The sequence below is a fragment of the Nonomuraea salmonea genome, assembly GCF_042428605.1.
In the GTDB taxonomy this organism is placed as follows: domain Bacteria; phylum Actinomycetota; class Actinomycetes; order Streptosporangiales; family Streptosporangiaceae; genus Nonomuraea; species Nonomuraea salmonea.
The window spans coordinates 60,959-74,944 of sequence record NZ_JBHMCF010000012.1 but is presented as its reverse complement, the minus strand read 5'-3'; the positions used below and the strand labels follow the sequence as shown (position 1 = coordinate 74,944).

Here is a 13,986-nt window from a genome sequence, read left to right as displayed (position 1 = left end):
CAATCTGGGAGCGGGCCCGACGTGGGTGAGGGTCAGCGGCGCGGGGCGAGGCCCAGCTGCATGCCCTTGAGGCTGGAGGAGCGCTTGCTCAGCCCGTCGGCGATCGTGCGCAGCTCGGCCGCGGCCGGCGAGTCGGGGTCGGTGAGCACGAGCGGCTTGCCCTCGTCGCCGCCCTCGCGCAGCCGCATGTCGATGGGCACCTGACCGAGCAGCGGCACGCGCGCGCCGAGCGTGCGGGTGAGCGCGTCGGCGACGGTCTGGCCGCCGCCCTCGCCGAAGACGGCGATGCGCTCGTCGCAGTGGGGGCAGGGCAGCCACGCCATGTTCTCGATGACGCCGGCGATCTGCTGGTGGGTCTGCGCCGCGATGGAGCCGGCCCGCTCGGCGACCTCGGCGGCGGCCATCTGGGGCGTGGTGACGACGAGGATCTCGGCCCCCGGCAGCCGCTGGGCGACCGAGATGGCGATGTCGCCGGTGCCGGGCGGCAGGTCGAGCAGGAGGACGTCGAGGTCGCCCCAGTAGACGTCGGCGAGGAACTGGTGCAGCGCCCGGTCGAGCATGGGGCCGCGCCAGACGACCGGCGTGTTGCCCGGCGGCTTGAACATGCCGACCGAGATGACCTTGATGTCGTGGGCCACCGGCGGCATGATCATGTCTTCGACCTTGGTGGGCCGCTCGGCGGCGCCCAGCATGCGGGGGATGCTGTGGCCGTAGATGTCGGCGTCGACGATGCCGACCTTGAGCCCGTTGGAGGCCATGGCGGCGGCGAGGTTGACCGTGACGGACGACTTGCCGACCCCGCCCTTGCCGCTGGCCACCGCGAAGACGCGGGTGAGCGAGCCCGGCTGGTTGAACGGGATCTCCTTCTCGGGCCCGCGGTCGCCCCTGAGCTTGGTCTGCAGGGTCTTGCGCTGCTCGGCGCTCATCACGTCGAGCTCGATCTGCACGCCGGTCACGCCGTCGACCTTGGCGACGGCGGCGGTGACGTCGCGGCTGATGGTGTCCTTCATCGGGCAGCCGGCCACCGTGAGGTAGACGCCTACGCGCACCGAGCCGTCGGGAGCGATCTCGATGTTCTTGACCATGTCGAGGTCCGTGATCGGGCGACGGATCTCGGGGTCGATGACGGTGGACAGCGCGGCCGTCACGAGTTCCTGGGTAGGTGCCATCGAAGTCTCGGCACGAGGGAGTGCCGTCCCTCCTTAGTCGGTCTATGTGTGACAGGCGCTGGGACGCCGGTGAGGATGCCCCTCCATGGTATGAACCAGCGGCCTCGCCGGGTTAATCCGCACTGTTAGATGTCTGTGCAACAGCGTCTCAAGGTTACTCCGCGTGCCCCGTGCGCGACGAACGGCCGTCCTGCGCGGCCCCTGGACTCGCGGCGACGGTGTCCTTCAGCTCGTCGAGCAGCCGGCCCATCTCGGCGCGCAGGTAGTCGCGGGTGGCCACGTCGTTGATGGCGAGGCGCAGCCCGGCGATCTCGCGCGTCAGGTATTCGATCTCGGCCTGGTTGCGCTCGGCGGTCTCGCGGTCCTGCTCGTACTGGATGCGGTCGCGGTCGTCCTGGCGGTTCTGGGCGAGCAGGATGAGCGGCGCGGCGTAGCTCGCCTGCAGCGAGAGCATCAGCGTGAGGAAGATGAACGGGTACGGGTCGAACTTGAGGTGCGGCGGCGCGAACACGTTCCACAACACCCAGACCGACACGAAAACCGTCATGTAGACGATGAACCTGGCGGTGCCGAGGAAGCGGGCGATGCGCTCGGACAGCCGCCCGAACGCCTCGGGGTCGTAGTGGGGCCGCAGCGTACGGCGCAGCGCCCGCGGCTGGTCGAGCCGGTCAGTCGTCATCCTCGTCGTCCCTCTCCCGCCAGTCCTCGGGCAGCATGTGGTCGAGCACGTCGTCCACGGTCACAGCCCCGACCAGGTGGCCCAGCTCGTCCACGACGGGCGCCGCCACGAGGTTGTAGTTGGCCAGGTAGTAGGTGACCTCGCGCAGCGTGAACTCCGGCTTGATCGGGTCGATCGAGGGGTCGAGCACGCCGCCGAGCAGCGTGGACGGCGGCTCGCGCAGCAGCCGCTGGAAGTGCGCCACCCCCAGGTACGTGCCCGTCGGCGTCTCGGTGGGCGGCCTGGTGACGTAGACCTGGGCGGCTACGGCGGGCGTGAGGTCCTGCTGCCTGATGTGGGCGAGCGCCTCCGCGACGGTGGAGGTGGGCGGCAGGATGACGGGCTCACTGGTCATCACGCCGCCCGCGCTGGTCTCCGGGTACGTCAGCAGCCGCCGCACCGGCTCCGCCTCCTCGGGCTCCATCAGCGCGAGGAGCTGGGCCGCCTGCTGGTCGGGCAGGTCGTGCAGCAGGTCGGCGGCGTCGTCGGGCCCCATCTCCTCCAGGACGACGGCGGCCCGCTCGGGCTCCAGGATGCTGAGGATGCCGATCTGGTCGTCGGGCGGCAGCTCCTCCAGCACGTCGGCGAGGCGCGTGTCGTTGAGCGCGCGGGCGATCTCCAGCCGGCGCTTGCTGGGCAGGTCGTGCAGGGCGCTGGCCATGTCGGCGGCGCGCAGGGACTCGAACGCGGCGATCAGCCCGGCGGCGCCCTGGTCCTTCTGCAGCGTGTCGAACCCGGACACCTCCTGCCAGGCGACGATGCGCGGGTCGCGCCGCCTGCGCTTGTAGACGGCGACCTTGGTGATCTCCCAGACGGACGGCTTGATCTCCTCCATGGCGACGTCGTAGACGGTCATCGGCTGGCCTTCGACGGTCACGGTGAGGTCGAGCATCTCGCCGATGACCAGCGTCTCGGTGGCGCGCTGCTCGAACCTGCGCATGTTGAGCCGCCCGGTGAAGACGACGGAGCCGGCCTCGATGCGGACCAGGCGGGTGATGGGCAGGAAGACGCGGCGGCGCGGCTGCACCTCCACCACGAACCCGTGGACGGTGGGCCGGCGGCCGATGCGCAGCCCGACCACGACGTCCCTGACGCGGCCGATCTGGTCGCCCGCCGGGTCGAAGACCGGGGTCCCCGGCAGGCGGGCCACGAAGATCTTCACGTGGCCAGGCTAACAGCGGGGCTCCGTTGCGCCAGGGACGCGGTACGTGTCAGTATCAAACCTGCTAAACGGTGATTACGCTGCAGGTGGTGTGCGATGAGGTATGCGGGGCTGGCGCTCGCGTTCGTGAGCTCGTGCTGTTTCGCGTTCTCCGGGCCGATGGCGAAATACCTCATCGCGGCCGGGCTGGCGCCGATCGAGGCGGTGTGGACGCGCATGGCGGGCGCCGGGCTGCTGCTGGTGGCCGTGCTGGCCCTGGTGCGGCCCCGCGCGCTGCGGATCCCGCGCTCCATGATGCCTTTCGTCGGCCTGTACGCGATCATGGCCGTCGCCGGCGTGCAGGCGCTCTACTTCGTGGCGATCACCCGGCTGCCGGTGGGGATCGCGCTGCTGCTGGAGTTCATGGCGCCGGTGATGGTGGTGGCGTGGGTGCGGGTCATCCGCAAGGTACGCCTGGCCAGGGCCGCGTACGTGGGCGCCGTCGTCGCGGTCGTGGGGCTCGGCATCGTCGTCGAGGCGTGGCAGGGGCTGCGCCTGGACGCGCTGGGCCTGCTGCTCGGCCTGCTGGCCGGGGCGTGCTGCGCCGGATATTTCCTGATGAACGATAGCTTCAGCGATGAGATCGACCCTCTTGGCCTCATCGCGTGGGGCATGACGGGGGCGGCCGTGGTGCTGATCCCGTTCGCCCGGCCGTGGGACATCCCCTGGAGCGCCTTCACGGCCACCGCCTCTCCCGAGGGCGGGTTCGCGCTGCCGGTCCTGGGGGCGTACCTGTGGATGGTGCTCGTCGCCACCGTGGTCGCGTACATCCTGGGCGTGAACGCCGTGCGGCGGCTGTCGGCCGCGGTCGGCGCGACCGTGGCGTCCCTGGAGGTGATCTTCGGCGCCGTCGTGGCGTGGGCGCTGGTGGGGGAGACGCTCGGCGCGTTCCAGATCTTCGGCGGGCTCATCGTGATCGGCGGCGCGCTGCTCGCCCAGACCGCCACCGCGGCCACCAAGCCGGAGCTCGGGCCGGAGCCAGAGCCGGTGCCTGTGACCCCGTAATAGGAGGTCAGAGCAGCGGGGTGAGGCGCCAGACGGTGGACTCGCGGGCCCAGCGCTCGGCCAGGTGCTCGGTGTCACGGGCGTTGAGCCGCTCTTTGGCGAGCACCGCCACCGCGTCGGCCGCCGCGTCGGCCGCCGCGTCGTCCGCCGCGGTCTGATCGACTGCCTCGACCGTCGCCTCGAACTCCGCGAGCCGCGCCCCGTTGTCCTTGCTGCGCAGCGTCACCCGCACCCGGTCGAGCGACTCAAGACCGGGAAGTTGCTGCTCGGCGCCGCCTGAGACGAGGTAGACGGCGCCGTCGTGCCAGGCGTGCCAGGCCAGGCGCGGACGGTCGAGGGCGAGCCAGAGGATGCCCGACTTCTTCGCGCCCTCCTCGACGGCCGCGGCCGGCACGGTGCTCACAGGCTGCTCGCTCACAAGCACGACTGTAACCGCAGAAAGCAGGCCACGAGTAGGTTGAGCGCATGCGCTCACGACGTTCGGTGCTCGCCGTGCCAGGCAGCAACCCCCGGTTCCTGGAGAAGGCCCAGGCCCTGCCCGTGGACGAGGTCTTCCTCGACCTGGAGGACTCCGTCGCCCCGCTCGCCAAGGAGGAGGCGCGGGTCAACATCGTCGCCGCCCTGCGCGAGGGCGACTGGGCCGGCAAGACGCGGGTGGTCAGGGTCAACGACCTGACCACGCAATGGACCTACCGCGACGTGATCGAGGTCGTGGAGGGGGCGGGGGACTTCATCGACTGCGTCATGCTGCCCAAGGTGCAGGACTCCACCGAGGTCGTCTGGCTCGACACGCTGCTCACCCAGATCGAGAAGACCATGGGCTACGAGGTCGGCCGCATCGGCATAGAGGCGCAGATCGAGAACGCCCGCGGCCTGGTCAACGCCGACGCCATCGCCGGGTCGTCGAAACGGCTGGAGACGCTGGTGTTCGGCCCGGCCGACTTCATGGCCTCCATCAACATGCGCACGCTCGTCGTCGGCGAGCAGCCGCCCGGCTACGCCGAGGGCGACGCCTACCACTACATCCTCATGCGGCTGCTGATGGCCGCGAGGATGCACGACCTGCAGGTCATCGACGGCCCCTACCTGCAGATCAAGGATGTCGACGGCTTCCGCAGGGTCGCGATGCGCGCCGCGGCGCTGGGCTTCGACGGCAAGTGGGTGCTGCACCCCGCGCAGGTCGACGCGGCCAACGAGGTGTTCTCGCCGTCGCAGGAGGACTATGACCACGCCGAGCTCATCCTGGAGGCGTACGAGCACTACACCACCGTGGAGAAGCGCGGCGCGGTCATGCTGGGCGACGAGATGATCGACGAGGCCAGCAGGAAGATGGCGCTCGTCGTGGCCGCCAAGGGGCGGGCGGCCGGGTTGAGCAGGACGAGACGGTTCACACCTTGATGCCGATGGCGGTGAAGAACCAGAACGACGAGGTCAGCCAGAGCCCGACCAGCGCCGTGAACGCCAGCCCGCCGAAGACCGGCAGCGTCCAGCCCGGCGTGCCCTGCTTGGGCAGGGCCAGCATCTTCGCGGTGAACAGGCCGTAGAAGAAGCAGCCGAGCAGCGAGTGAGCGAGCACCCTCGGCACGTCGTACTGCAGGCCGAGCGCGTACAGGCAGTGGAAGGCGACCGGGATCGTGAGCAGGAACGCCAGCCGTCCCGACCAGCGGTGCACGCCGGGCGGGATGGTGACCCCGAGCCTGCCCCACATCGACAGCGCAGAGACGACCTGCACGATAGCGAGCACGAACGCGCCCGTCGTCAGCCACACCTTCATCGTCAGCGCGCCGGAGAAGCCGGCCACGCCGACCGCGAAACCGGTCGGCGTGTGCGCGCGGCCGTACACGCCGAGCGCGAGCACCACGAGGCCGCCCGCGAGCAGCGGCACCAGCAACGGGGTCAGGCCGCGGGAGGGCCGCTGGGGGATGGCGGTCATTGCATCTCCTCGACGAAGGAGTCGGCGTCCTTGGGGTAGACGGTCGTGCCCTCGACCGTGATGGGCGCGGTCGGCTGCCCGCTGTCGAGCTCGGGGACGTCGAGCTGCTCCTCGCCCGCGAACGCGGCGCCGACCTGGTAGTAGCCGCCGGCCGGGTTCCTGACCATGATCCAGCCGGCCCGGAACCGCGCGCCCCTGACGATGGCGGTGGCCCGGTAGAGGCCCGACGGCTTCTCCACGGTGGGCGCCTCGAAGGTCCAGCGTCTGCCGGCGACCGTGACCGTGCCCTCGGCCCGTCCGCCGCCCAGCTCCGCCTTGACCGTGGAACGGGCGTTGGCGACGCCCTTGAGCCGCAGCTCGCCGGCCGTCCCCGAGCCCTTGAACCAGGCCTCGGTGCGGCCGTCGCAGAAGTAGCCGACGGCCTTGCCGTTCCTGATGGAGATGGCGATCAGGGCGCCGTTGCCCTTGACCCGGCCGCCGTAGTCGGCCTTCTCGATCTTCTTCGGCTCGGTGGCCGTGGGGGAGGGCGACGCCGGGGCGGCGCTCTCCTCAGGTGCGCTCGCTTCGGCGGCGGGCGTCTCAGTGGCGGTGTTCGTACGCGTATTGGCGGCCTCCTGCGCCGCCGGTGCCGCGGTGATGCTGGCGACACCCAGCCCCACGGCGAGCACCGCGCCCGTCGTGAGGGTGATGACAGGTCCCAGCCGTGACGACATGGACTGCTCCCAGGGTCGAAATGTCTATGGCTCTGAGCATCCGCCTAAATTCCGGCCCCGTCTGTGAACTATTGCGCATGGGGCGGACAGAATAGGGAGATGCAGGAGAAACCAGGGCCCCAATTTCCGCACGGCGGCTATCCGTATCCGCCTCCGCAGCCGTCCTGGTTCCTGCCGATCCCGCGCGGGGCCCGTTACGACCACCTGGCGAGGAACCCCGCGACGCGGCCGTGGCAGGCGATCGTCGGCACGATCATCGTGGCGGTCGCGTTCGTGCTCATCAACGTCGTGGTGGTCTTGGCGTTCTCCATCGTGACGACCCTGTTCGGCCTGCCGCAGCCGTTCCTGCCGAACGGGGTGCCGAAGGGCACGCCCACCGGGCTGGCCATGACGCTGCTCGGGCTCGCGCTCGTGCTGCCGCTGGTGTTCGGCACGGCGGCGCTCGTCCAGCGGCGCCCTCCTGGGACGCTGTCGTCCGTGGCCGGGCGGCTGCGCTGGACGTGGCTGCTGCGCTGCGCGGCGCTGGGGCTGCTCGCGATGGTGCTCGGGCAGCTCGCTCAGTACGCCGTGCTGTCCTCGGCCGGCCTGGACACCGAGCTGTTCGGCTGGGCCGGATGGGACGTCTTCCTGCCGCTGCTCGTCGTGATCGTGCTGCTGGTGCCCTTCCAGGCGGCGGCCGAGGAGTACATGTTCCGCGGCTGGTTCATCCAAGCCGTCGGCGCCCACGTGCGCAACCCCGTCTGGTCGATCCTCATCGGGGCGGTGCTGTTCGCCTCGGTGCACGGTTATTCGTGGGCCGGGCTGGTCGACGTGTTCGCGTTCGGGGCGATCATGGGGTGGCTGAGCGTGCGTACCGGAGGGCTGGAGGCGGCGATCGCGCTGCACGTGCTCAACAACGTCATCGCCTTCAGCATGAGCGCCGCCGCGGGCCAGCTCCAGGACGCCCTGGATCAGGCGAAGACGCCGGTGCCCTGGCAGGCGTTGGCGGGAACCGTGGTGCAGCTCGGGGTGTATGCGTTTGGTGTGATGTATCTAGCCAAAAAGCGGTCGATTAGCACTATTTCGCAATAAATCGGGCGGAAGGTGCGGGGAATCTCGCTAGAGAGGTCTCGCTATTCCGGCTGAGTCATGCTGGTCTGGATGCTGTCAGGGACGGCGAGGGCTCCCGCCCGGACCTCCCTGGAACGGTCCGCGACAGCGGCCTGGAACGACCTGTACGACTAGTCCGACTAGGAGGTACGGCGCGTGGCCTCCGGCCCCAGCGAACCGCCACGGCGATCGCCGGAAGACGACGAGCCCCGTACCGAGGGATCGTCCGACCCCCAGCCGCCTGCCGAAGAACCCAGGATCAGCCATTCGCCGCCCGGTCCCACCGACGATCGGGCCAGAGGGCTGCCCCTGGCCTCTCCGTGGGGCATGCCGCCCTTCGCCGCCCCCATCCCCGACGAGGAGCCCGAGCCGCCCAAGGGACGGCGGCCGTACAGCTCGCCGACGGCCGAGCCCGACGTGGAGCCGCGCCGCCGGCCGCGCCGCGTCGTCAACCGGCCGGACAAGCTGGTCGCCGGCGGCCCGCTCAGCGGGGAGCGGCCAGGCCAGGAGAGCCGCCCGGGCCGGGAGCAGTCCGGCCAGGAGCGCCGCCCAGGCGAGGTCACCCAGCCGCTGGCCGCGGCCCCCGGCGTGCCCGTCCAGGAGGCTCCCGCCCAGGACTCTCCCGTCCAGAAGGCCCCCGCCCAGGACGCTCCCGCCCAGGGGCGCGGCGAGACGCGGGGTGAGGACCGTCCGCCACTCTCCGCAGGCGAGGCGCGAGGTGAGGACCGTCCGCCACTCTCCGCAGGCGAGGCGCGGGGTGCGGACCGTCCGCCGCTGTCCGGCGGCGAGGCGCGGGGTGAGGACCGTCCGCCGCTGTCCGGCGGTGAGGCCGGTGCTCGTGCGGACCGTGAGCCGCCGCCGTACCGGCTGGTCTATCCGATCCCGTCGCGCGACACCCCGCCCGAGCAGGAGAGCGGCGAGGAAGAGGTGCGGCGGGTGGGACGCCCACCGGCGGGCCGCCCGACCCGTCCCGACCTGCTGGTCGCGGCCGGCCCCGCACGCCCGCAGGGCGGACGCCACCACAGAGGCCCGGCGCCGTCCGCGATCCGCCGCGCGGGGCCGGTGCGCAGGGGCAGCAGGGCCGTCCCCGTCGTGCTCACCGTGGCCGCCGCCATGCTGGTGGCCACCGGCGTGCTGGTGTGGCAGTGGGCCGGCGACGAGGCCCCCGCGCTGCGCCTGGAGGCGGGCACGGGGCGGTCGGGCGACGAGCTGTTCACCGTCCCCGCCGCGGGCGACGGCGTCAACCAGAAGCTCAACGACATGACCTCGGTGGGCAAGGCGGTGGTGGCGGTCGGCAGCGACACGACCAGCCCGACCCCGCGCCCGCTCTTCCTGTTCTCGCCCGACGGCGGCAAGCGCTGGCAGCTCGGCCAGGTCAACGGCACCTCGGCCACCCCCACCGTACGCCGGGTCGTCGGCGGCGACGGGCGCTGGCTGGCCAGCGGCGGCGACGAGACCACCGGCGAGCGCGGCCTGTGGACCAGCACCGACGGCTACAGCTGGACGGCCGTGCCGTCGTCGCGCCTCGGCGCTTTCAAGGATGGCGACCAGATCGCGGACATCGCGCGCACGAAGTCCGGCTTCGTCGCGGTCGGCCGCACCAGGGGCGCGGGCGGCGGTCCTGGTGGCGGCACGGCCCCGGCGGCGTGGCGCTCGGCCGACGGCGCCGCCTGGGAGCGCGCCGAGCTGAGCGAGCCAGGCGTCCGTGAGCTCAGGGCCGTCGTGGCCAAGGGCGACACGGTCGTGGCCATCGGAGTACCCGCGGACGGCGAGGGATCGCGGGTGCTCCGATCGGCCGACGGCGGTCGCGCCTGGCAGGCGACCGGCTTCCAGCTCCCCGAGGCGGCCGACCCACGGGCGGGCACGGTGGCGGCGCTGCCCGAGCGGTTCGTGCTGGTGCCGACACGGCGGCGGACGGTCGAGGGGGACGTCCGCGTCTACTGCTCGCCGACCGGCGCGCAGTGGTCGCAGTGCGGCTCCATCCGCGGTCTCGACGCCGCGAGCACCGGCGTGGAGTCGCTGATCGCGTACCCGTCGGGCGTGGCGGCCATCGCGCCGGCCGGCATCGGCGGCTACTCGGTGCTGACCAGCTCGGACGGGCGCGACTGGGACAAGCGGGCCGACCTCGGTGACCTGACGGGGGCGACGCTGCGCGGGTTCACGATCGCGGAGGGCGGCACGCTGTTCGCCGGCGGCGACCGGGCGGCGTCCGACGTGGACAACCAGCTCGTGCTCATGGCCGCGCCGCAGCGGGGGTCCGCCACACAGGTACGCCTCGGCGACGTCGAGGGCCTGACCAGGATGGCCCGCGAGACCAACGCGCTGGCCGCGTACGACGGCAGGTACGTCGCCGTCGGCTCGGCCTCGGGCGACGCCGGCCTGTGGACGATCAGGAACTGGCAGAGCTGGAAGTCGATGAGCCTGGGCGGCCCCGGCCGGCAGACGCTGGAGGACGTCGCCCACGGCGCCCGCGGCTGGCTCGCCGTCGGCGGCACCCAGACGAACGTCTCGCTCACCGACCCCCTCCTCGTCACCTCGCAGGACGGCGAGAACTGGAAGCGGGTGAACGTCACCGGCGACCTGGCCCGCCCCCAGAACGACCCCTACCTGCGGACCCACGTCGTCACCGCGGGCAAGAAGGGCTACGTGGTGGCCGGCGAGGCGCGCGACCAGGCGGGCGTGACCGGCGCGGCGATGTGGTTCACGCCCGACACGCGCAAGTACACGCGCTCGGAGAAGCTGCCGCAGGGCGGCGCAGGCGTCCGCGTCCACGACGTGGTCGCGGTCGGCGACGGGTTCGTGGCGGTCGGCGGCAAGGGGACAGGCGACCGCGAGGACGCCGTGGTCTGGCACTCGGAGGACGGACTCAACTGGCGGGCCCGCGAGCCCGCGGCGCCACCCGGCGCCACGTCCGCGGGGCTCCGGCGGATCGTGGTGCACCAGGGCAGGCTCGTCGCGATCGGCACGGCGCCGGCCGACGGCGCGCGCCGGGCGTTCGCCGCGGTCTCCGACGACGACGGCGAGAGCTGGCAGACCACCTGGCTGCCCGCCGAGCGCGCGGCCGGCGTCTACGACCTCGCGGCGGCCGACGAGGGCCTGGTGGCGGTCGGCTGGCACGGCACGCAGGGCGAGGGCGACAGCGCGGCCTGGACGTCCCAGGACGGGCTGGCCTGGAGCCGCATGGAGCTCACCAAGGACCGGCTGGCCGGTCAGGGCGCGCAGTGGCTGTCGGCGGTGGCGGTGGCGGGCACGGAGGTGGTGGCGCTCGGGCGGTCCACGACGTACGACGCGGACCACCTGATCCTGTGGACCTCCAGCCTCACGTCCAGCAGGTAGAGGATCAGACCCGGGGGAGCGCGTCCCACTCGGTCAGCGACTCCAGCAGGCCCTCGGTCAGCGGTAGCCGCGCCAGATCGGCGCGGCCGCACCAGCGCACGTCCGCGGCGTCGTCACCGGCCCTGGCGACGCCGCCGGCGACGGTCGCGAGATAGTCGCGGATCACGTACGTCACCCCGCCGGGCCCGGGCCGCTCCACCGTGCCGGCCAGGCGGCCCACCCGCACGCGCAGCCCGGTCTCCTCCAGCACCTCGCGCCGCAGCCCCGCCTCGTCCGTCTCGCCGGGCTCCAGGCGGCCGCCGGGGATCGACCACGACCCCATGCCGGGCGGATGACCGCGCTGGACGAGCAGCAGCCGGTCAGAGCCGTCGAAAATGATCGCTCCGACACAATTTACGCGCACATGACCAAGATTACGACGCGATAACGAGGAGCCGTCTTGACGGGGCCGTACCGGAGAACGCACCGTGGGTACTTGTGAGAGCGGCTCCAACCTGCCCGCGGTGTTTTGGCCCGCTTCACGGGCCGAGCGCCTGGTCGAGTGCGTATCGATGCGACACGCACGGTGACGTCCTGCCGTACCAGCCTCCGTGGCCGCCGACCAGCACCGCGCTGGAGGCGATCCGCAAGAGCTCGGTCGTGCCCGTGTGGCTGCCCTGGCCGTTGCCCGCCGGATGGCTGGTGACGGGGTTCGGGGAGGTGGGCGATCAGCGTACGGGAGGGCGCGCCAGCCTGGTGGCGCTGAGCGGGCCCTCGCTGATGGAGGGGCCCGCCGACCTGATCATCGTGGCCGAGGAGCCGGGCGTCGGCATCGGCGCGGGGTTCGCCGGCCTCGACGGGCCCGACCCCGGCGAGGGGTTCGACGCGGGGCCGCCCAACGCGAAGATCGCCGTACTCGGCCATCCCACCGCGCTGTGGTGCGTGGACGGCCAGGACGACCGAGCCGTGTACGCGGGCGAGGCCATGGGCAACTGGCTGTGGGCCATCGCCTGGCCGGCGGACGCCGGATGTGTGATCGCGCTCGCCGAGCTGTCCCTGATCGACGCCCGTGACCACGACCTGGATGTGCCGTTCGGGGCGTTCTCACCCAGACTTGAGGATTAGGACGCGCGATCGAGATTCGCTCTGCCAGGCAGACGGGCTAGAGTTCGGAGGCGTGACAGCGCGTATCGAGCGAGTGGTGACCGAGGGTGTCGTCGAGATCGACGGCACCGAGCACAAGGTCGAGAACAACACCTGGATCGTGGGTGACGACGACGAGGTCATCGTCATCGACGCGGCGCGTGACGCCGAGAAGATCCTGGAGCAGGTGGGCGAGCGCGAGGTGCTCGCCGTCATCTGCACGGCGGGCCTGCCCGACCACGTCTCCGCGGCCATCGAGGTGGCCAGCAGGGACGAGGCCGTGGTGGCCCTGCACCCCAAGGACAAGCCCCTGTGGCGGGAGACCTGGCGGGAGACCTGGCCCGACATCGACATGGAGGACGACGGCATCTTCGAGGTGGCCGACGTCCAGCTCGACGTCATGGAGACGCCCGGAGTCACGCCCGGCGGCGTGTCGCTCTACTCCGAGGGTCTCAAGGCCGTCTTCACCGGCAAGGCCCTGCAGGCCGACGGCCCCGGCAAGCTGGGCGGCGAATACCCAGCCCTGGCCGACCAGCTCACCTCGATCGGCGGGCGGCTGTTCACGCTGCCGGCCGAGACGCGGGTGCTGCCCGTCCACGGTGACGAGGTCACGGTCGGCGACCTGGAGCCGCACTTCGACGACTGGGTGTCCGGCTCGCTGACCAGGAGCACCACCGAGCCCGAGAGCGAGGGGCCGCTCAGCGACGGCACCAAGATCTCCGGCATCTCGCTCAGCCCGGGCGACGACTAGGTGCAGGGGCAGCTTCCGCTCGAAGGGATGCCGCGGCGGCTCTATTCGTGCACGCCGTCGCGGTTGAACACCTGGCTCGACTGCCGCCGCCGCTACCGGTTCACCTATCTGGACCGGCCGCAGCCCTCCAAGGGCCCGGCGTGGGCGCACAACAGCGTGGGCGCGAGCGTCCACAACGCGCTGGCGGGGTGGTGGCGCGAGCCGTACGAGCGCCGCACGCCGCTGACGGCCGCCGTCCTGCTGACCAACGGGTGGATCACCGAGGGGTTCAGGGACGCCGAGCAGTCGGGGCGGTGGCTGGGCAGGGCCCGCGACCTCGTGTCCGGATATGTCGCGACTCTGGATCCTTCGGACGACCCGGTCGGCGTCGAGCGCACGGTCGCCACGCGGACCAAGGTCATCGCGCTGTCCGGCCGCATCGACCGCCTCGACCGGCGCGGTGACGAGCTGGTGGTCGTCGACTACAAGACCGGCCGCCGCCCGCTCACCCAGGACGACGCCCGCTCCTCGCTGGCCCTGGCCACCTACGCCGTGGCCGCGTCGACCATGATGCGCACCCCGTGCCGCACGGTCGAGCTGCACCACCTGCCAACGGGCGAGATCGTCGAGTGGCGCCACACCGAAGAGTCGCTGGCCCGCCACATCGCGCGCGCGGAAGAGATGGCCATGGAGGCCGCCGAGGCCGACGACCGCTACCGCGAGGCCGTCGCCACGCCGCAGGGCGCCCGGCGCGCGCCCGCCGACCGGCAGCCGGTCGGGCCCGCGCAGGTGCCCGCCGCCGTCGACAAGCTGTTCGCGCCCAACCCCGGGCCCATCTGCTCCTGGTGCGACTTCCGCCGCCACTGCCCCGAAGGCCAGGCGGCCGGCCCTGATCGCCAGCCCTGGGACGGCCTCGCCGAATGACCGGCCGCCGCCCGCTGTGGCACCCACTGTGACACCCGCCGCGACG

Annotated in this window: 14 protein-coding genes; 7 read left to right on the top strand and 7 right to left on the bottom strand. The window is 72.0% G+C overall.

Annotated elements, in window-relative coordinates; genetic code table 11:
* Positions 1-32 precede the first annotated feature (32 nt).
* From ACFFR3_RS16805 to ACFFR3_RS16795, 3 genes are all read right to left on the bottom strand, one after another.
* Positions 33-1,169 (bottom strand): Mrp/NBP35 family ATP-binding protein, encoded by a 1,137-nt coding sequence (locus ACFFR3_RS16805; RefSeq protein WP_364371348.1) that lies wholly within the window; start codon positions 1,167-1,169, stop codon positions 33-35.
* 154 nt (positions 1,170-1,323) lie between these two features.
* Positions 1,324-1,848, bottom strand: a complete 525-nt coding sequence (locus tag ACFFR3_RS16800) for a DUF1003 domain-containing protein (protein ID WP_345389851.1) — start codon at positions 1,846-1,848, stop codon at positions 1,324-1,326.
* On the bottom strand, positions 1,838-3,049 hold the full coding sequence (locus tag ACFFR3_RS16795) for a magnesium transporter MgtE N-terminal domain-containing protein (protein ID WP_345389848.1): 1,212 nt from the start codon (positions 3,047-3,049) through the stop codon (positions 1,838-1,840). The genes ACFFR3_RS16800 and ACFFR3_RS16795 overlap by 11 nt, the downstream gene beginning before the upstream one ends.
* A 96-nt stretch (positions 3,050-3,145) precedes the next feature.
* Between ACFFR3_RS16795 and ACFFR3_RS16790 the strand changes: the two genes are divergently transcribed.
* Positions 3,146-4,093 (top strand): EamA family transporter, encoded by a 948-nt coding sequence (locus ACFFR3_RS16790; protein WP_364371344.1) that lies wholly within the window; start codon positions 3,146-3,148, stop codon positions 4,091-4,093.
* A 7-nt stretch (positions 4,094-4,100) separates the two neighbouring features.
* Here the strand turns inward: ACFFR3_RS16790 and ACFFR3_RS16785 are convergent, their stop codons facing one another.
* Positions 4,101-4,511 carry a hypothetical protein gene (locus ACFFR3_RS16785; protein ID WP_345389845.1) on the bottom strand — a complete coding sequence of 137 codons (411 nt, stop codon included), beginning with the start codon at positions 4,509-4,511 and terminating at the stop codon, positions 4,101-4,103.
* Between the two features lie 47 nt (positions 4,512-4,558).
* On the opposite strand from ACFFR3_RS16785, the gene ACFFR3_RS16780 reads away from it, so the two are divergent.
* A complete protein-coding gene (locus tag ACFFR3_RS16780; RefSeq protein ID WP_379483404.1) occupies positions 4,559-5,491 on the top strand; it encodes an HpcH/HpaI aldolase/citrate lyase family protein in 933 nt (310 codons plus the stop codon).
* On the opposite strand, the gene ACFFR3_RS16775 is transcribed toward ACFFR3_RS16780, so the two are convergent.
* Together ACFFR3_RS16775 and ACFFR3_RS16770 are read right to left on the bottom strand one after the other, a co-directional pair.
* Positions 5,481-6,026 carry a DUF6529 family protein gene (locus ACFFR3_RS16775; protein WP_364371335.1) on the bottom strand — a complete coding sequence of 182 codons (546 nt, stop codon included), beginning with the start codon at positions 6,024-6,026 and terminating at the stop codon, positions 5,481-5,483. The two genes, ACFFR3_RS16780 and ACFFR3_RS16775, sit on opposite strands and share 11 nt — an antisense overlap.
* The gene (locus ACFFR3_RS16770; RefSeq protein WP_345389839.1) at positions 6,023-6,739 is read right to left on the bottom strand and encodes a hypothetical protein; all 717 of its coding nucleotides are present in this window, start codon (positions 6,737-6,739) and stop codon (positions 6,023-6,025) included. Before ACFFR3_RS16770 ends, ACFFR3_RS16775 begins: the two co-directional genes overlap by 4 nt.
* Positions 6,740-6,838: 99 nt before the next feature.
* Between ACFFR3_RS16770 and ACFFR3_RS16765 the strand changes: the two genes are divergently transcribed.
* Together ACFFR3_RS16765 and ACFFR3_RS16760 are read left to right on the top strand one after the other, a co-directional pair.
* On the top strand, positions 6,839-7,810 hold the full coding sequence (locus tag ACFFR3_RS16765; RefSeq protein WP_364371329.1) for a CPBP family intramembrane glutamic endopeptidase: 972 nt from the start codon (positions 6,839-6,841) through the stop codon (positions 7,808-7,810).
* Between the two features lie 345 nt (positions 7,811-8,155).
* Positions 8,156-11,164, top strand: coding sequence for a WD40/YVTN/BNR-like repeat-containing protein (locus ACFFR3_RS16760; protein ID WP_379483403.1), 3,009 nt, complete (start codon positions 8,156-8,158; stop codon positions 11,162-11,164).
* Positions 11,165-11,168: 4 nt separating this feature from the next.
* Here the strand turns inward: ACFFR3_RS16760 and ACFFR3_RS16755 are convergent, their stop codons facing one another.
* On the bottom strand, positions 11,169-11,567 hold the full coding sequence (locus ACFFR3_RS16755) for an NUDIX hydrolase (RefSeq protein WP_364371323.1): 399 nt from the start codon (positions 11,565-11,567) through the stop codon (positions 11,169-11,171).
* Positions 11,568-11,641: 74 nt separating this feature from the next.
* Here ACFFR3_RS16755 and ACFFR3_RS16750 point away from each other — a divergent pair, with 74 nt between their 5' ends.
* The 3 genes from ACFFR3_RS16750 (at position 11,642) to ACFFR3_RS16740 (ending at position 13,940) form a co-directional block, all read left to right on the top strand.
* Positions 11,642-12,268 (top strand): DUF6758 family protein, encoded by a 627-nt coding sequence (locus ACFFR3_RS16750; RefSeq protein WP_345389824.1) that lies wholly within the window; start codon positions 11,642-11,644, stop codon positions 12,266-12,268.
* Between the two features lie 52 nt (positions 12,269-12,320).
* Positions 12,321-13,037, top strand: coding sequence for an MBL fold metallo-hydrolase (locus ACFFR3_RS16745; protein ID WP_364926337.1), 717 nt, complete (start codon positions 12,321-12,323; stop codon positions 13,035-13,037).
* 63 nt (positions 13,038-13,100) lie between these two features.
* Positions 13,101-13,940: a RecB family exonuclease gene (locus ACFFR3_RS16740; RefSeq protein ID WP_379483402.1), complete on the top strand. Its 840-nt coding sequence runs from the start codon at positions 13,101-13,103 to the stop codon at positions 13,938-13,940.
* The last annotated feature ends 46 nt before the right edge of the window (positions 13,941-13,986 follow it).